19 protein-coding genes and 2 pseudogenes are annotated in these 17,064 nt (G+C 50.4%); 12 read left to right on the top strand and 9 right to left on the bottom strand.

Annotation, left to right across the window (positions count from 1 at the left end; genetic code table 11):
* Window positions 1–97 precede the first annotated feature (97 nt).
* Window positions 98–655: a transposase gene (locus HJG54_RS23700; protein ID WP_316431703.1), complete on the bottom strand. Its 558-nt coding sequence runs from the start codon at window positions 653–655 to the stop codon at window positions 98–100.
* A gap of 262 nt (window positions 656–917) precedes the next feature.
* Here HJG54_RS23700 and HJG54_RS23695 point away from each other — a divergent pair, with 262 nt between their 5' ends.
* The 3 genes from HJG54_RS23695 (at window position 918) to HJG54_RS23685 (ending at window position 2,939) form a co-directional block, all read left to right on the top strand.
* Window positions 918–1,154, top strand: a complete 237-nt coding sequence (locus HJG54_RS23695) for a hypothetical protein (protein WP_316431702.1) — start codon at window positions 918–920, stop codon at window positions 1,152–1,154.
* A complete protein-coding gene (locus tag HJG54_RS23690; RefSeq protein ID WP_316431701.1) occupies window positions 1,154–1,492 on the top strand; it encodes a type II toxin-antitoxin system PemK/MazF family toxin in 339 nt (112 codons plus the stop codon). Before HJG54_RS23695 ends, HJG54_RS23690 begins: the two co-directional genes overlap by 1 nt.
* A gap of 181 nt (window positions 1,493–1,673) precedes the next feature.
* Window positions 1,674–2,939, top strand: coding sequence for a serine hydrolase domain-containing protein (locus HJG54_RS23685; protein ID WP_316431700.1), 1,266 nt, complete (start codon window positions 1,674–1,676; stop codon window positions 2,937–2,939).
* 201 nt (window positions 2,940–3,140) lie between these two features.
* On the opposite strand, the pseudogene HJG54_RS23680 reads toward HJG54_RS23685, so the two are convergent.
* The 3 genes and pseudogenes from HJG54_RS23680 to HJG54_RS23670 all read right to left on the bottom strand — a co-directional run.
* A pseudogene (locus tag HJG54_RS23680) lies at window positions 3,141–3,278 on the bottom strand (IS110 family transposase); the annotation flags it as partial.
* A 36-nt stretch (window positions 3,279–3,314) separates the two neighbouring features.
* A pseudogene (locus tag HJG54_RS23675) lies at window positions 3,315–3,443 on the bottom strand (IS481 family transposase); the annotation flags it as partial.
* A 164-nt stretch (window positions 3,444–3,607) separates the two neighbouring features.
* Complete coding sequence (locus HJG54_RS23670) at window positions 3,608–5,368, bottom strand: Rqc2 family fibronectin-binding protein (protein WP_316431699.1); 1,761 nt, start codon at window positions 5,366–5,368, stop codon at window positions 3,608–3,610.
* A 139-nt stretch (window positions 5,369–5,507) separates the two neighbouring features.
* On the opposite strand from HJG54_RS23670, the gene remA reads away from it, so the two are divergent.
* From remA to HJG54_RS23655, 3 genes are all read left to right on the top strand, one after another.
* Window positions 5,508–5,771, top strand: a complete 264-nt coding sequence (remA, locus tag HJG54_RS23665) for an extracellular matrix/biofilm regulator RemA (RefSeq protein WP_036000088.1) — start codon at window positions 5,508–5,510, stop codon at window positions 5,769–5,771.
* A gap of 135 nt (window positions 5,772–5,906) precedes the next feature.
* Window positions 5,907–6,491 (top strand): guanylate kinase, encoded by a 585-nt coding sequence (gene gmk, locus HJG54_RS23660; RefSeq protein ID WP_051925036.1) that lies wholly within the window; start codon window positions 5,907–5,909, stop codon window positions 6,489–6,491.
* 410 nt (window positions 6,492–6,901) lie between these two features.
* Window positions 6,902–8,512 carry a peptide ligase PGM1-related protein gene (locus tag HJG54_RS23655; protein WP_316431698.1) on the top strand — a complete coding sequence of 537 codons (1,611 nt, stop codon included), beginning with the start codon at window positions 6,902–6,904 and terminating at the stop codon, window positions 8,510–8,512.
* A 74-nt stretch (window positions 8,513–8,586) separates the two neighbouring features.
* On the opposite strand, the gene HJG54_RS23650 is transcribed toward HJG54_RS23655, so the two are convergent.
* Window positions 8,587–9,297, bottom strand: a complete 711-nt coding sequence (locus HJG54_RS23650; RefSeq protein WP_316431697.1) for a hypothetical protein — start codon at window positions 9,295–9,297, stop codon at window positions 8,587–8,589.
* A 411-nt stretch (window positions 9,298–9,708) separates the two neighbouring features.
* Here HJG54_RS23650 and HJG54_RS23645 point away from each other — a divergent pair, with 411 nt between their 5' ends.
* Complete coding sequence (locus HJG54_RS23645; RefSeq protein ID WP_316431696.1) at window positions 9,709–9,915, top strand: hypothetical protein; 207 nt, start codon at window positions 9,709–9,711, stop codon at window positions 9,913–9,915.
* A 72-nt stretch (window positions 9,916–9,987) separates the two neighbouring features.
* Here HJG54_RS23645 and HJG54_RS23640 read toward each other — a convergent pair whose 3' ends face one another.
* Entirely contained in the window at window positions 9,988–10,425 is a 438-nt protein-coding gene (locus tag HJG54_RS23640) for an ATP-binding protein (RefSeq protein ID WP_036000082.1), read from the bottom strand.
* A 4-nt stretch (window positions 10,426–10,429) separates the two neighbouring features.
* Window positions 10,430–12,190, bottom strand: coding sequence for a SpoIIE family protein phosphatase (locus HJG54_RS23635; protein WP_316431695.1), 1,761 nt, complete (start codon window positions 12,188–12,190; stop codon window positions 10,430–10,432).
* Window positions 12,191–12,394: 204 nt separating this feature from the next.
* Here HJG54_RS23635 and HJG54_RS23630 point away from each other — a divergent pair, with 204 nt between their 5' ends.
* The 4 genes from HJG54_RS23630 (at window position 12,395) to HJG54_RS23615 (ending at window position 14,866) form a co-directional block, all read left to right on the top strand.
* Entirely contained in the window at window positions 12,395–13,312 is a 918-nt protein-coding gene (locus HJG54_RS23630) for a branched-chain amino acid transaminase (protein WP_316431694.1), read from the top strand.
* Between the two features lie 70 nt (window positions 13,313–13,382).
* Entirely contained in the window at window positions 13,383–13,721 is a 339-nt protein-coding gene (locus HJG54_RS23625) for a four helix bundle protein (RefSeq protein WP_316431693.1), read from the top strand.
* Between the two features lie 203 nt (window positions 13,722–13,924).
* Window positions 13,925–14,122, top strand: a complete 198-nt coding sequence (locus HJG54_RS23620; RefSeq protein WP_036000068.1) for a hypothetical protein — start codon at window positions 13,925–13,927, stop codon at window positions 14,120–14,122.
* Between the two features lie 267 nt (window positions 14,123–14,389).
* Entirely contained in the window at window positions 14,390–14,866 is a 477-nt protein-coding gene (locus HJG54_RS23615) for a Tic20 family protein (RefSeq protein WP_036000065.1), read from the top strand.
* Window positions 14,867–14,925: 59 nt separating this feature from the next.
* Here the strand turns inward: HJG54_RS23615 and HJG54_RS23610 are convergent, their stop codons facing one another.
* A complete protein-coding gene (locus tag HJG54_RS23610; protein ID WP_316431692.1) occupies window positions 14,926–15,720 on the bottom strand; it encodes a fumarylacetoacetate hydrolase family protein in 795 nt (264 codons plus the stop codon).
* A gap of 211 nt (window positions 15,721–15,931) precedes the next feature.
* Here HJG54_RS23610 and rpsF point away from each other — a divergent pair, with 211 nt between their 5' ends.
* Window positions 15,932–16,249 carry a 30S ribosomal protein S6 gene (gene rpsF / locus HJG54_RS23605; protein WP_316431691.1) on the top strand — a complete coding sequence of 106 codons (318 nt, stop codon included), beginning with the start codon at window positions 15,932–15,934 and terminating at the stop codon, window positions 16,247–16,249.
* A 27-nt stretch (window positions 16,250–16,276) separates the two neighbouring features.
* Here the strand turns inward: rpsF and HJG54_RS23600 are convergent, their stop codons facing one another.
* Complete coding sequence (locus HJG54_RS23600) at window positions 16,277–17,035, bottom strand: 2-phosphosulfolactate phosphatase (RefSeq protein ID WP_316431690.1); 759 nt, start codon at window positions 17,033–17,035, stop codon at window positions 16,277–16,279.
* Window positions 17,036–17,064 lie beyond the last annotated feature (29 nt).

Raw genomic sequence — 17,064 nt, 5'->3', positions numbered from 1 at the left:
TTTTTGTTTTGTTAATCTCTCCCTGCCGTATTTTCAGTAAAAGCTAAACTATTCATCAAGTTGTTCCAAGCAACTTCACAATTGGCGAACCCTTGCGTTATAATGCAACATACTTCGCTTCATCATACGCCTCTCGGTTCTTCCAACATCGAAACAGAATCCGTATCCACTTGAATGCTAACGACCGCATTGCCGCCGGATGAGAATTGCCCTTCGCTCGCTGCATTCGATAATAGGTTTGTGCCCAAGCACAATGATGTCGGCTCTGGTTCGCCCACTCTACAAACGTCTGTCGCAAGAAGATCGGACAACTCCATCGCCAAGGCACCCAATTCTTCTTGCCACTACTCTCTCTAACAGGGGCAATGCCAAAGTAACACATCATCTGCTGGGCATTGTCAAAGCGCAATCGATCCTCACCAAAGGCAGCAAGCAATCGAGGAGCCAAATGCTCTCCAGCCCCCGCTAGGGCAGCAAACAATGCAGCATCGGGCAAGGCAGTAAAACAAGCATCAATCTTGAGCGTAATTTCTGTTAATCGCAACAGCAATGGTTTTAACTGACCAATCAAGGGTTGCACTAGCCATTGCATCGGTTCAACAATCGCTGGGTCTTCGGTTAAGGGAATCCCAGAAGTAGCAATTTGCCCAAGCACCCTGCCTCCCAGTCCTGAGGCTGAGTTTACATCCTCTGCTTTAGTCCTGTCCCCCCATAATTCGGTTGCAGCGGACGTGCAAAGTCTTTTTGCCTAGTGTTTAGGTTTGGTTGATCGCCGCACAACTTCACCGTTAGCTGGCTCCGTTGTTCGACTTGGGATGTACAGAAAGGCTCTCTGCCGTTATCTAAGTGTGCTGGTTCTTGCAGTTCTGGTATAACTGAGGTATAACCGAAGAGTAAAACTTTAAGCTAGTGCCATTATGAAAACTGCAATTTCGCTTCCAGATTCAGTTTTTGAACAGGCGGAAATACTCGCTCAGCAGTTAGGACTGTCACGCAGTGAGCTTTATACAAAGGCGTTACAAGCATATCTGAAAAAGTACAACCGCGATCAAATCTTGCTCAAATTGAACCAAGTTTACGCTAAAGAATCCTCTGATCTCGATCCGGTGATAGCAAAGATGCAGTTTATGTCTTTGCCCCGCGAGGATTGGTAATGTATCGAGGAGAAATTTGGTGGGCGAACTTACCCGATCCAATTGGTTCAGAACCGGGATATCGCCGTCCCGTCTTAGTGATTCAAGATGATACTTTTACCCAGAGCCGAATTAGCACGGTTATCGTCGTCATTATCACTTCAAATATTCAGTTGGCGGAAGCACCAGGCAATGTACTCTTACCTCGTGGGATATCGGGTTTGTCGAGAGATTCCGTTGTAAATGTCTCTCAAATTTTTACGATTGATAAAACATTTTTGGTTGAGCGCATTGGTTCTCTACCTGACTATTTGCAGGAGGAAATAGATGAGGGGTTACGAACGGTTTTGCATCTCTAGCAACGCCAGCTAACAAGTCGATGGAGCGGCAAATATCACTTGCTTCGTTTCGGTCTTGCTCATCGCCGCTCAAGCGCACCATTATGCCGCTCACTCTTGGATGGGAGATAAATATTAAACCTTGGACTGCGCTTGAAGTGAACGCTCTCACTCCTTTTTTTACCAGATTTTCTTCAAAAGCATGAGTATCAAGATCTTCACGACGATAGGCTGGATAGTACTTTGGGCTGTGGCTGTCATTGCGATTGTCATTGTTGAAGTATTTTGGATCGCCCGTCCAGCAGTACCGCGCGGGGATTTGGTAACCATCGAAAACTATTTGATCCAAAAACTGAGCCAACCAGGTAAGCCGAAACTGGGTAGTGCGACTCTTATTCTGATTCAAAATGGTGAAATTGTTGCAGCCCATCCTTTTGGAATTGCAAATGCCGAAAAAAAATCTCCCGTCGAGATTGATCAGACACTCTACCAGATGGCATCCGTGAGTAAGATGGTGACCGCCTGGGGAATTATGAAGCTCGTAGAAGATGGAACACTTGCTTTAGATAAGCCTGCAAATCAGTACCTGAAACGCTGGAAATTTCCAGTAAGTCAATATAGCGATAAGGTAACCATTAGGCATCTGTTAAGTCATACAGGGGGATTAGACGATCTTTTTGGCTATGCTGGTTTTCTGCCAGGTGAGTCGATTCAATCCCTTGAAGAATCGCTGACTTTGACCAAGGATTCTACATCAGGAAAATCTCGTGGTGTCACAGTTGCTAGAGAGCCTGGACAAAACTGGCTATATTCTGGTGGGGGTTATACAGTCCTGCAATTATTAATTGAGGAAGTTACGCAACAGTCTTTTTCGGACTATATGGAAAAGGCTATCTTGAAGCCTTTGGGCATGGAAAAATCAAGCTTTGACTGGGAAGCGATCGCTGCTTCTGATCGTATAGATGAGCTAGCAACCAGCTTTGATGAAGAACTTCAACCGAGTCCTCACCGTCGATATACAGCTACAGCAGCGGCATCCCTTTATGCAACGCCTCAAGATATGGCTCGCTTTGTTCAAGCTTATAGCCGAACGAATCTAGTTCTAAAGCAAGAAACTTTAAAGCAAATGATGCAGCCTCAGCCAGGGGCACATCAAGATTGGGGTTTAGGGCATACCTTGTATGTTGCTAATGGTATTGATGAGTATGCTGTAGGTCATGATGGAGGGAATTTGCCTGCGCTAGGGCATACGGTGCGGGTCAATCCTGCTACGGGTAATGGTATCGTCCTCCTGATTTCAGGAAACTTGGAGTTAGCAAGCCAGTTAGGAGATGACTGGGTTTACTGGGAAACAGGGAAGCTACCGATGAATGCAAAGTTGCGAATTTTGGGCAACCGTTTGGTGCCAGCACTTGTTGGGATTGGGTTAGGGGCACTGGCGATCGTAATTCGAGCGTTGATGAAATAGTGCAGCATAACATATTCCCTGAGCTTCACTAAGTCAAGTCAGACTGTGAAAATGCACTTCTGCCATATTGGTAGATTGATTACGAACACAGCGATCTATCGATTCCTATTCTGATTGCTTCAGTATTCCTAAAATCGAAAACCTAAATCACATTTTGCTTTGTTATCACAATTCACAAGATGACAAATATCACGTTCATGCTTATGAGACAATTTGTTGTGCTAACGGTGAATCCTTCTGCTGCAATGCCAGCAGATACTTGGCTTCATCGTACGGAACCCGGTCTTGCCAGCAACGAAACAGAATCCGAATCCACTTAAATGCCAAGGCTCGAATTGATCTTGCCCTGACTTTCAGTCCTGCAATGCTCTATTGCTGGTAGCGACGCCACCATTTTCTGAGCGTCGGTTTAGAGATGCCACTCTTGCGGCAAACAATATCTGCGTCGCCTAATTGCTCATAGAATTTTATCCAGCCAAGACGTTGCTTAACTTCGTGGTTCATCCCCCTACTAAAGCATGAAACCATCTCTACAGATCACACAGTTTACAGTGCTGCTGTTATTGCTCGAAGTGTCACGTCTTCAAGCCCTACTCTATTCTCAAGGTTTACTGTTCACATATCGAGGTGCAAGATATGAGTTTTCCCAATTCCTTTTTGAGCCTAACCTATCCCTCGATCAACTCGTAGCTTTTGCCCCGCTGCGGTTCGCCCCAGATCACCCGCTCTTGTTTGTAGATCGCCATACCGGGCTTGGCTCCTTTGGGCTTAAACACCTGCTTCGGTTCGGTATAGATCACCGGAGCCTGATCGCTCTGCCGCGCTCGACTGTAGTAAGCTGCTAAATCCGCCGTGAATTGCAGATCGACTTCTTCTGCCGCCGCGCCCGGTTCTAGCCGCAGCAACACATGACTGCCAGGAATTTCCTGGGTGTGAAACCAGAGGTCATAGTCACTGGCTAGGCGGAATGTGAGTAAGTCATTTTGGCGATTGTTGCGGCCAATCAAGACCTCATAGCCGCTGGGGCTGCGATAGCGCAGATATTGAGTTTCTGGATTCGAGTTATTGCGATAGCGCTGATCGGGGTCTTCTAGATACCCCTGCTGGATTAGCTCGTCCCGAATTTCGATCAGGGATGCCAAGTCGGCTGGGGTGCGATATTCATCCAGTTGGGCAATCGCCACGTCCACCTGTTCCAGGTAATCCCTTTCGGCCTGCACCTCTGCCAGCAACGGTTCAATCGCGGCCCGCGAGCGCTTTAGCTTTTGGTGGCGTTTGTAAAGAGCCTGGGCATTTTGAACCGCGTTTTTCTCTGGCTCTAGGGGAATCCGGATTGGATCGCCGGTAACGAAATCTGCCAGCATAATCTCGGTCATTCCAGGCTGCCACTCGTGCAAGTAGGCCATCAGCAAGTCAGCCTGTTCCCGATACTGATCGGCCCGATCCGACTGCTGTAATCGGGACTGGAAATCGGCAGCTTTGGCGGCTAGCTTTTTCAGGTGATGGCTCAGCTTTTGAGTGATTTGGTGCCGGAGTTGCCCAAACTCCTGTCGGTTCAACTGATCGGTGTAGTAGCGGTTGAGAATCGGATGAATGCTTTTTTCGGGCTTCCAATCGGGTCGCTGAGTCTGCCAATCGCTCCAGCTCATCACCGTGTAGCCCTGTCCCAACCATCCCGGCTGAAATTGTTCCCGCTCTAAAGCATGTAGCCATTCGTGCCAGCGTTGAAACAATCTCTGCCAATCCTCGGCCTTCAAACTCTCGGTTAATTGATCCGGACCAAGGCCCGCCGCCTGCACCATCGAATTCACCAACGCTGAACTCAGACCTCGGTAATTTTTTAGCAGATTACGCTTCAACGGACCGGGAATCAGGCTCAAGCGCTCTTGCCAGCGGCTCTGCGGTTCTTCCAGGGACGGTACCGCATTGGTGAGGATGGGCGGCATCTCATAGGGCTGTCCGGTTTGGATTGGGCGCAGGCTGGACTGTTGGCTGCTCACCTGATAGGCAGCGGTAACAATCTGATTGTCCTGATTGGCTAAAATCACATTGCTGTAGTTGCCCATGATTTCCATATACAAATGCCAGAGGGCCGCTTCTCCCGGCCGTTGAGCAAACTGGAGATCAACCACCCGCTCCCAGGGGGCAATCGGCACAATTGCTACCAGAGCCAAACCGTTGAGCTGATGCCGCAATTGCTGGCTGAAGGTAAAAGTATCAGGAGTGCGGGGCGGCGGATCGCCAATACACAGGCGGGCAGCTTGAGGATGCCAGGATAGGGTCAACCAACCGCGCTGATCGAGGGTGCGCAAGGCCAAGGCAATTGTGTAGCGGTCGCGCTGATAGACTTGCTCTAGGCGGGCAGGCAGCCAATCGGTCCGCAGTTCGGCGCAAGCAGCCGTGAGCGTGGTGAAATCAACAGGTTGCATAGTTACGCCTCAAACCTCACAGTAAATTCAGCAAATTCAGCCGTTTTACTCGGCAGTCCACAAATTTTGTCGATACTATTGAAAAATAAATTCTCACAGGCTCCCGATTTGGCTAGATCAGTTCATTTTCAGTTTATTTATGGATATTAGGCTGATTAACATCGGATTTGGCAACATCGTTTCCGCCAACCGAGTCATTGCAATCGTTAGCCCGGAGTCTGCTCCGATCAAGCGCATCATCAGCGATGCTCGCGATCGTGGTCAACTGATCGACGCTACCTATGGTCGTCGAACACGAGCAGTGATCATTACCGATTCGGGTCATGTGGTTTTATCGGCCATCCAACCCGAAACGGTTGCCAACCGCTTTGTGATCAGCAAAGACGCCCAGGGCGACGGGTAAGCTAACCGAACTACCGTGCTGGAGGTTGCATTTTCAGCACATTGAACTGCAACTTTCAGCATAACCATTCAGAAACGGAAGTCTCCTGTTTTAGGTAAAATAAACTACAATTTGCGTCGCTTGGACGGTGAAAGCATGGCACGAGGCAAGCTGATTGTACTAACGGGACCCAGTGGTGTGGGTAAGGGCACTCTGATGCGAATGCTGTTACGACGGCATCCAGAACTCTATTTATCAATTTCGGTCACCACGCGCACCCCCCGCCCGGGAGAAATTCACGGACGCGACTACTATTTTGTGTCTCGCGCCGAGTTTGATCAAATGGTAGCCAATCACCAGCTGCTGGAATGGGCTGAGTTTGCGGGCAACTGTTATGGCACGCCGCGCCAGCCGGTAGAAGACCAAATTCGCCAGGGCAAATGGGTGGTGCTAGAAATCGAGCTACAAGGGGCACGGCAAATTTTCCAATCCTTTCCCGATGCGCTCGGCATCTTTATCCTGCCCCCTTCCATGATGGAGCTAGAGCACCGCCTGCGTCACCGGGCTTCCGAGTCTGAAGAAGCGATTGTGCGTCGGCTGGAGCGGGCCAAAACCGAAGTGGGTGCAGCCAATGAATTTGACATTCGTGTCATCAACGACGATCTGGAGCTGGCGCTGGATCAGATTGAGGCGGTGCTGTTTGCGCCCAAGGAACCGCTGCCGGAAACGGTAGCCGTTTAGCCAACGATCAGATTGGGGCCGCTGTTTCGCAGAATAACCAGGTGAACTAGTTTGCGCCTTGCAGGTAATACAGCCCCAACTCCTGCATCAAGCAGAAGATATCAATTCCAGGTTGAGCAGGCCAGCTCAACCACAGGAGCACAGAGAGTTAAGCGAGAGAACTAGGAGAAGCTGCCGCAGTCGGAGGGGGCAGCTGTAGGCAAAGACCCGGCAGGCAGAAAGAAATTCTATAGAAAAGCCGCTTCTGGAGCGCAATCAGGCAAGATTGTAGCTATGTCTGTAGCCATATCTAGACCGGATGGAATCAGTCTGAATGCAGCGATAGATTATGTCCCTAGATAGGCAGAAAGCAAGGTAATTCACCGACTAGAATCAGGTATTTCCCATTGAAATCGAGTGGGGCTGGAGATATGCAGGGTTTAACGGCGGCTTCGACAATTCATCCCGAACAGTTAGAGCAGTTTCAGCAGCTTCAAGGCCATCTCCGCGATCGCTGGCAGTCAATTGAACACAGCGACCAAGGCGACTGGGACATTCTGGTAATTCCGTCCCTGAGCCTTGACCAGCAAGAGCTGCAAAAAATTACCGGCGTTCACTACTACGAAGAGCGGCTGCTGTTTTCCCTGATTCGGCTGCGCAACCCCCGCACACGATTGATTTACGTCACCTCGCAGCCGATCCATCCCAGCGTGATCGACTATTATCTCCAACTGCTGCCCGGTGTACCCTTTTCCCATGCCCGCGAACGGCTACTGCTGCTCTGTACCTACGATACATCTCACAAACCGCTAACGCAGAAAATTCTGGAGCGGCCTCGTTTAATGGCGCGGTTACGGCAAGCCATCCGTCAGGACCGAGCCTACATGACCTGCTTCAACTCCACTGGGCTGGAACGCGAGCTGGCGATTCAACTCGGTATCCCCCTACTGGGCGTCAATCCCGATTTGCTCTACTGGGGTACCAAAAGCGGCAGTCGGCAAATTTTTGCGGAAGCAGACATTCCCTGTCCGGATGGCAGCGAGCTGATGTGGACCGTAGAGGATTTGGCTGCCGCCGCTTCAGACCTCTGGGAACGTCAACCCCAACTCCAGCGAATTGTCGTCAAGCTGAACGAGGGGTTCTCAGGCGGCGGTAATGCCCTGCTCGATTTGCGCCCGCTTCAGGAGCTAGCACCGGAGCAGGCAGCTTCTAGTACCCGGATTGCAGCCCTCCAACAGCGGTTTGAGAGCATGAGCTTTCAGTCCACCACAGAAACCTGGCATCACTTCAGCCAGCGGATTCCCCAGCTTGGTGCCATCGTAGAAGCCTTTGTGGAAGGCGAAGAAAAGCGCTCACCCAGCGTTCAGGGACGGGTGACGCCCACCGGCGAGGTTGAAATTCTCTCCACGCACGATCAAATTCTAGGTGGGCCAGACGGTCAGGTGTTTTTGGGCTGCCAGTTTCCTGCTGACGATGCCTATCGCTTGCAGCTGCAGGAGTACGGCAGGCGAGTCGGAGCCAGATTGGCCGCTAAAGGTGCCCTGGAACGATTTGGCCTCGATTTTATTGCAGTGCGTCAACCCAACGGCGAATGGGATTTGCAGGCAATCGAAATCAACCTGCGCAAAGGTGGTACCACCCATCCGTTTATGACGCTGAAGCTGCTCACCTATGGCCGCTATGACTTGGCAACCGGACTGTTCTATAACCAGCAAGGCTGTCCCAAATACTACATTGCCACTGACAACCTGCACAAAGAGTCCTATACGGGGCTGATCCCCAGCGATTTGATGGATATCATTGCCCAACACCATCTGCATTTCAACAGCACCACCGAAACGGGCACCGTGTTTCATCTGATTGGCTGTTTGTCTGAGTTTGGTAAATTGGGCCTCACAAGTATCGGCAACTCGCCTGCCGAAGCCGAAGCCATCTATAACGGCGTAATTGCTGCCCTTGACTCCGAAACCCAAGCCGACCTTTCCTCCAACTTCTCATTGCCTGTACCGACGTTTCGCAATACCTGGAATGGCCTGAAGTAAACCAAGCCGGACGCTACTTACCAATAGGCAAACCAATAGGCAAACCAATAGGCAAACATAAATAGGCAACCGCACTACAGCACAGACGGCAGCTCTGGAAAGGTATGAGCTACCCGCTTCCAGACTTGATATTCTGCCCGAATTTCTTGATAGCGGTTATTGAGGTCTCGCCGTTCTTCAGGCCGTAGATCGGGGTTAAAGTCTTCCAGTTCACTGCGAATCAATGCCTCTCTCAGCGTGACTTTAATCAAATCAACATATTGCTGCTCCAGGAGCTTGGCTTGCTCTAAGAGATAGCCAACCTGAGTATGGGTGACGGCAAGAGTATCCTGTTGCTCTAGGTGTTCCTCTGATTCATCTACTAGATCCAGCAGTTCACCTAGCTTGTGGTGGTACTTTTTGAGTTTGGTAATCTCTGGCTCAAGCTGCAATCGCTCTTCAATCAAAGCCGCAATCCCTGTAGCGCGTAACCAGGCTTCATCATCATCTTTAGGTCGCTCTAGCACCGGACGAACTACTCGCAAATCATGCCATGAATAAATATAATCCACGTCTTCGTCAGCGGTTAGGCTAGGAAAAATCACTTGCACCCGCTGTCCGTCTTTGATTTTGTGTAGAATTCCCAAATTGCCCAATGGCAGATGGCGATAGCGTTTGTGCACTTCATCTACGCGCACCAAGCCGCTACTCTTGAGCTGCTGCGTTTTCCGACGGGAAGAGGCATACCAGAACCGATACCAGATTGCGACTGCCGCTAGCAGCAGTAAAAGTAAAACGATTTCCATGGAACTAAATCCGCCCTTGATTCCAACTGTGATGGGAAGTGAGATAGGAAGCAGTAGAGAGTCCGATTCGTCATCTCGATCCGTTATCGATTAGAAACACCAGCACCTGCCCCCATTCCCTGAGTAGAGTTAGCATCCTTGGCTGCATCTCTGGCTGCTGGTCGGCTGATCCCCACCCATAGAGTGGCTTTCAGGCCAAATCACGCTTACTTCCTTCATTCCGTGTGTTTGGAGAATGTCCGGATGGGTTTCTAAAAACTTGGAAGACGTAGCAGATCCCTCGTTCAGTTCCTGTTCACTGCCCATAATTTTGCTCCTGAAGGCGCGGAACTTTTGGCCGAGATTTCGGTCTACTGCAGTAATCCCAGGGCTATACAAGCTTGGATATTGAATTAGCTAAGGAGGAAAGAAATGGGGCGCATCAGTGACTTGGTGGACCAAGCGCTCAAAACCGGCTACCTGAGTCTGGCGGCAGAAGATCAGTTGCGGTCCTTATTACAAGTCAAAAATACTCCAGAAGAGCTAACGGCTTTCTTGCAACTTCAGCGGGCTGCCATGGAAGGGCTGGTAAAACAGGAATCACGGGAACTAGCCTACCTGCAAAAGCTGCCCCTTTAGTTCGTTCCCTTTAGTTCGTTAGCTACGGTTAGGGCTGCTCAAGCGCTATGTAAAAGCTACTCAAGGTAAAAGCTACTCAAGAGCGGCTTCGTCTTCTCGCGGCAGGTGAGTTTCCAGCATTAAGCAATTGCGTCCGTTGACTTGCAGACGATACTCTACTTTATCCATCAGACGGTGCAAAATCAGCCAACCATACCCTCCTTCTTGCTGTTGATCTGGAGACGGGGGCATGTAGGTAGACAGATCAAAGCCTTGGCCGTGGTCCCAAATCTCCAGATACAGATCCCGATCCTTCAGTTCTAGACGAATCAGCACTGGCAAGTTGGGCTGATCCTTATGAGCATGCCGCACCACATTAGAGTAAGCCTCGACCAGCGCTAAGCGTAAGCGATTGGCCTGACGCGACCAATCAACCTGGTCAGGTAGCGCCACCTGAAGAGAACCCAGCAGCCAGTTTTCGACCACCGTTAGAAATTGCAAATCGCTTGGAACATGTAGCTCAGTTCGCATCAATTTACAAAACCTCCAACGAAAGAATGGTTTGGTCGTCTTCCTGCACCTGGGTTTTCATTTGAATCACTGAGAGCAAATCCTTCAGGTTTAAACTGCCGCGTTGCTGGGAAATCAAGTGCCAAAGCCCAGCTTGATGCAGCATCGTGCGGGCTTGCGTAGAGGACTCTAAAGCTGCCTCGGTGATGCCATCGCTGGTTAGCAATAGCACATCGCCTGACTGAAGCGTGAGTTGACCCGCTGCCGCTTTCCAAACGGGTAAGATTCCTAACGGCACGCCTCGCGTCTTCAGGTAAGTAGGTTCAACGCTGACTACTTCAACCGTTTGCCGTTCCTTCTCTAGCTGCCGCTGTGACCATACCAACGGATAGATATGACCAGCATTGGCGTAAACCAAGTCTCTGGTCGTGGGTGTGTAACGGGCCAGTATCAGAGTAATAAAGCAATTGCTGTTGACCAAATTATCTGAGAGGCTGTGATTCAAGTTTTGCATCACGATGTTGGGAGCCGGAGAGATTTCCTGGGCCAATTCCCGCCGCAGCAGCGAAATTGCACTGGCCATAAACAAAGCGGCTGGAACCCCCTTACCGGAGACATCCCCCACTGCCAGCCAAATATCCCCCTGAGGATGCACATAAATTTCAAAAAAATCTCCGCCGATTTCACGAGCCGGGAAACAATACGCCTGAATTTTTACCGTTTCCAGATCGGGAAAGGTCTGCCGCAGCAAATTGGTTTGGATCTGACGGGCAACTGCCAATTCAGCCCGCATTTGTTCGGTTTGGGCTTGGATGCGCTGATACAGTTTGGCTTGAGAAATGGCTAAAGCTGCCTGCTCGGCCACACTCTCGATCAACCGGATTTCTTCCTCGGCCCAAACGGCTGAACCTTGCTTGTGCAGCACCAAAACGGCCACAGGCTCCTGCTGACAGATCAAGGGCACAATTAACTGGGTGTAGGGAGATGGCTCTACAATCGACAGCAGTTGGGACTGGCAAGTTTGAGTCAGCGTCATTAAGAGCGCCAGATCTGGTTCAGGAACGCCGAGAGCCGCCGCGGATGAGCCTATCGGATCGAGTGGCTTAGAATCATCTAGAGCTGACTCGCGAAAAGGCGCATCGATAGCGGTTGGATCAGCTGTGTTGGTCGCGGCATAGGTAAACGCTTCGGAGGCGAACTGACACTGGGGGGAACCATTCAAGCGCTCAACCGGACGCAACAGGCAACCATCTGCCGCAAATGTTTGCCCAATTGTCCTGACCACGGTCTGCAACATGCTGTGATAGTCCAGTGATTCTCGCACTGCTGTGGTCACCGCATTAAAAATCGATTCTCGCCGCAGCGCCCGGTGCAGCTCATTGGTCCGCTGCTTAACGATTCGATAGGTATCGGCAGCCTGCATGACAATTGTTCTCAAGTCTTTGGGATTCCAGGGCTTGGTGATGTACTTAAACACCTTGCCAGCATTGATGGCTCCCACCAAATCTTCCACATCGGTGTAGCCAGTCAGCAGAATCCGCAGGGTATCGGGAAAGCGCTCTACCGTGCGACTAAGGAATTCAGTGCCGTTCATACGCGGCATGCGCTGATCGGAAATAATCACTGCCATTTCACCATGTTGCTCTAGGAGCTGTAATGCCTTTGGCCCACTGTCTGCCTTAAGCACGTCAAAGTCACGCCGAAACGTGCGGTACAACAGATCCAAATTGTCTGCCTCATCATCCACAACCATCAATTTGAGCCGGTTGCTCTCTGGTTCCGCCATGCGTTGCTCCTTGCTTTGCTGGAGACATTCCAGGATTCACTAAATCAACATTGCGTCTGCATCACTGCCCTCAACCAAAATACCCTAAATGCATTGGAGGCTAACTTAACTCCTAGCTGCTTAAATTACTTAAACTGTAGAATGCTAAAAATTCTGGCAGCTAAGCTTAATCTATATAAAGTCTGTTTATAGAGGCCGACTACGATGCACACCTTTTTACCGATTGCGTATTTTCAAAATCAGTTTGTTCCGTTTGATCAGGCCAAGATCTCGATTGCCACCCATGCCCTACACTACGGGACAGGTGCGTTTGGGGGGTTGCGTGGCATCCCCGATCCCCAAAATCCGAACCAAATTTTGCTGTTTCGGCTGGATCGCCACTGTCGTCGTCTCAGCGATAGCGCTAAGTTTCTCCACTTCGATTTACCTGCCGACAAAATTTATCAGGTAATTGTTGACTTTGTTAAGAAGAATCAGCCTACCTCGTCTTTCTATATCAGACCGTTCGTCTACACTTCAGATCTGGGAATTGCGCCTCGACTGCACAACATCGAAAAGGATTTCTTTGTCTATGGGCTAGAGCTGGGCGATTACCTTTCACCAGAAGGCGTGAGCTGTCGGATTAGCTCCTGGCACCGGCAAGAGGACCGCAGCCTGCCCCTACGCGGCAAAATTAGCGGAGCTTATATTACTTCGTCGTTGGCAAAAACTGAGGCGGTCGAGTCGGGCTTTGATGAAGCGATTTTGCTAAATGCTCAAGGTAAAGTCTGCGAAGCATCGGGAATGAACATTTTTGTGGTGCGGCGCGGGCAGTTGATTACTCCTGGTCCAGAACAGGACATTCTGGAAGGCATCACACGAGACAGTATTCTCACTTTGGCGCGCGATCTGGGGATTCCGGTAGTGGAGCGTCCGGTAGACAAGTCGGAGCTGTTTATTGCCGATGAAGTGTTTCTCAGCGGTACGGCAGCCAAAATTACACCGGTGCGGAAGATCGAAAACTACAATCTATCGTCAGAGCGTCCGATTACGCACAAGTTGAAGGATAAGCTGGCGGCCATTACCGAAAACCGTGACCCAGATTACAAAGATTGGGTATGCGCGATTTCGCTGGTGCAGTAGAATCTCCTTTGTTTGGGTGTTAAGTAGGATTTGGCCTCGCTGACACCCCCTGCATTTTTGCTGAGGAAGCATGGATGAAACCCTAATCCAGACAAAAAGCTTTGAGTTTGCCCTCAGTATGGTTCGGCTCTACAAAAAACTGCAAGCAAGGCAGGAATTCATCTTATCGAGTCAATTGCTCCGCAGCGGTACCGGCATTGGCGTCAATGTGGAGGAAGCCGCCAATCACGATCGAAAGCAGCACAATCAAGATTTCACTCAAGCTATGATGATGGCAGCTAAGGAAGCCCGTGAAACGCGCTACTGGTTAAAGCTGCTTCAGGAATCCCACTTAGTCGATGTGGACGTCTCTAATGAGCTGAACCAGTTGACCGAGCTGATAGAGCTACTCAACTCGGTTGTTGAGTAAGTTGTTGAGTAAATTGGTTTGTTGAGCAAATCGGTTGAGTCAGGCTTGCTCAAACAGCGGTTTCCAACTTCATACCAAATTGCCACCGCCGATACTTCATCTTTAGCAAGGCTATATTAAGCTATGCCTAACACAGAGGGATGTCTGAAAACCCTGACATAGAATGGGATTAGTAGGATTGGCTAAAGCGCCAGAGGTGTCCTATGTTAGTGGTCTTGATGGAAAACCAATTGCTTGCCCCAGAGCAGGTGTGTCACAGTTGCCTAATGGCGGATCAAAGCGGTCAACCCCGGTGGCAAGAAGGGAAGCTGCGCTGTGGCCGCGCCCTGCGGAGAATGGCTGACGATCAGCCAGTTCAGTATGAGTGCCAAATGGGATTTCGGATTGCTCAAATTGAGTAGCCTAAACCAGAACTATACAAGGTTATCTCAGAACCAGTCACCCCAGAACCAGCCATCTCAGACCCAATCAGCCAAGCAGCAGGAATGCAAAGCAGCCTCAACAGTGGCATGAGCTGCGCCAGGGTTTTATGGATAGAACATTGAATTCCTGTAGAAATTAATTTAGCTGTGCATCAACAATTCCAGGCCGATCAGCGTTTAAGGATTACGTTATCCTAGGCTTATTGAAACCCTGGAAGACAGACACTTCATTCTGGAGAGCACAAAATGACCTGGCGTGGTTCTACTACCCCCCAAGACCGACTGTTTGCCTGCCTTGTATATCTCCTTCCCCTACTGGATGGGCTGAGGTTTGCCGCTCCTTTTTTTCAACAGTTTCCGGCTCTGTTGCCCATCTTGATTCCGTTTCAACCGCTGATGGCGCTCTACAATTTTCCCTTCGCCGCCTTTATTATTTTTATCCTGCTGTTTATGCTGGTCGTGCGGAACGACAACATCAGTCATTTCGTTCGTTTTAATACCCTACAGGCGATCTTGCTGGGGATTGTGCTGAGCTTGTGCAGTTTGGTGATGAGCTTCATTTTGCAACCAGTCCTGCAGGGCGGTCTGATTCTAGAGACGCTATTTAATGTCATCTTCCTGGGGACGGTCGCTGCTGTGGTTTACGCCGTGGTGCAGTCTGCCCTAGGGCGCTACGCTGAAATTCCTACCATTTCTGATGCGGTTTACATGCAGGTCCGCTAGAGGTCAGGTTCATGTGGTAGGGTGGCCCAGTCTTACCCCCTACCAGCCAATGGCGAGTATCAAATGGTTGGGCTAAGCGTAGGTCTGGCAGCTACCGGATTTTCTAGTGAGCCAATCCCCTCAATCTCAACTCGCACCCGATCGCCAATTTTCAGGGCACCCACGCCTTCGGGTGTACCGGTCAGCACTACATCTCCAGGCAACAGCGTCATCACCTGACTGATGTAGGAAACCAAAGAGTCGGGCGAGAACACCATATCGCTAATCGAGGCGGACTGGACTGGAGTCGGGTCGTCATTCAGAAAGGTCTGGAGGGTTGCCCCTATTCCCACTTCTCGGACCACCCACGGCCCTAGCGGACAAAACGAATCGAATCCTTTAGCGCGGGTCCATTGACCATCCTGCTTTTGCAAATCGCGGGCAGTGACGTCATTGGCAATTGTGTAGCCCCAAATTTTGGTGCGGGCTTGCTCAGGCGTACAGTCTACACAGCGTTCGCCAATCACCAAAGCCAATTCTCCTTCGTAGTCTACTCGCTGAGATTGAGACGGATAGTAGATCGGCGCATTTGGAGCAGTCACTGCTGTGGAGGGTTTAATAAACAGCAGGGGTTCCTTCGGTACTTCGCCCCCCATTTCGGCAGCATGTTTCATGTAGTTCTTGCCGACGGCCACAACTTTAGAAGGCGCACAGGGGGCTAGAAGCTGATATTCATCGGCCAGCAGCTCTTGCTCGGTGGGCTGCCCCTGCAGCCAAGGAGGAGCGTCTAAAATCTGCACACAGCGGTCGAGCTGGAGCAAGCCGTAATGAAGCTGGCCTGATGAGGTTTGGATGCGGACAAAGCGCTGCGCCATAGTTGATTGAGCTTGACTTGGTATATGATTGTAATTCCTTGCCTCTAATTGCAACCTCCCCACTGGCAAACTAATCATTGGTGACATTGGTCATTGGTGATGTTGATGAACCGAAGGGGGTGAGTGAGACAACGCTCTCATTGCTTTTTGTGAGCCACTCAGAAAGAGGATTGCACTTCAGAGGCCGAATGTCCATAAGGAGAAATTTGTTATGCCTCAATACGAAACGATGTACATCCTGCGCCCTGATCTGGGCGACGAATTAACCGATCAGGCAATCGAAAAATATCAGGGCTTGTTGCGCGATCAAGGTGCTCAAGACTTAGATACCCAACATCGCGGGAAGCGCCGGCTGGCTTATGAGATTCAAAGGCACCGGGAAGGGGTGTATGTGCAAATGAACTACAGTGCCCCTGGAACGGCAGTTGCAGCCTTAGAGCGATCAATGCGCCTGAGTGATGAGGTGATTCGCTACCTGACCATTAAGCCAGAGATCCCAGCGACTAACGACGCCCGCGACGAAGAATAATCGGCGTTGATCAGACTGGCCGGTTCCCTAAATCCCCCGTTCTGGTATGCCCGTTAGGGCTATAGCTTGGGGGACTTTGTTTTTAATGTAGTAGGCTGCGTTGGTTAGAACGGGTACACAGTCGCTGACATTCAGCTCAGCCACTAGCTCAACATCCTGGGCGAACCCTTTGGCGATTAATTCTTTGCCAGAACTGCACTGGTGTAGCCTGTGGCCCGAACCTTGGTAGTGCTGAAAACTAGCAACTGCGGCTTCTGCTTCCGGCGACAAGCTGCCCTGAAGATAGTTCAGAATTGCCCCTGCCCCAATCCAATCTTCGAGTGCAGGTCGTAGGCTGTTATCGGGCCAACGTTCGCCAGCCGGAATCACTGCAACGGTTTCACAGGAGCTTAGCCAGCTAGCTACCGCTCGACAGTTTCGCAGGCAGCCGGCAATCGTGACGGTTTTGCCAGTCAGCAGGCTCAAGCTAGCTCCATTAGGCGATGGCAACACCAACCGACTCTGGGGTGAGAGATTCAATAGGGAACTGGGGGCCAAAGAAGGGGAATCGGTTCGGCGCTCAAAGCTAGCTAGTTCGGCTTGTATGGATTGGGCGTATTTGAGGGCTGATTCATCCTTCCAGCGATAGGGAAATACCTTTGCCCCTCGACTCGTTGCAATCTCCACACAGGTCGAAAACGACAGAACATCTACGATCACCACTACTTCACTAATTGGAGCTAGCTGTCGAATACCTTGCTCGCCCCATTCGCAGCGAATCTTAAACTCAGCTTGGTCGAATGGCATAGCGCGTTCAATCTATTTCTGATATCTGG

Origin of the sequence: Leptolyngbya sp. NK1-12, assembly GCF_032598965.1 — a bacterium.
Lineage (GTDB): Bacteria > Cyanobacteriota > Cyanobacteriia > Elainellales > Elainellaceae > Elainella.
The sequence above is the reverse complement of the archived record's forward strand: the minus strand, read 5'-3'. Positions and strand labels throughout refer to the sequence as shown.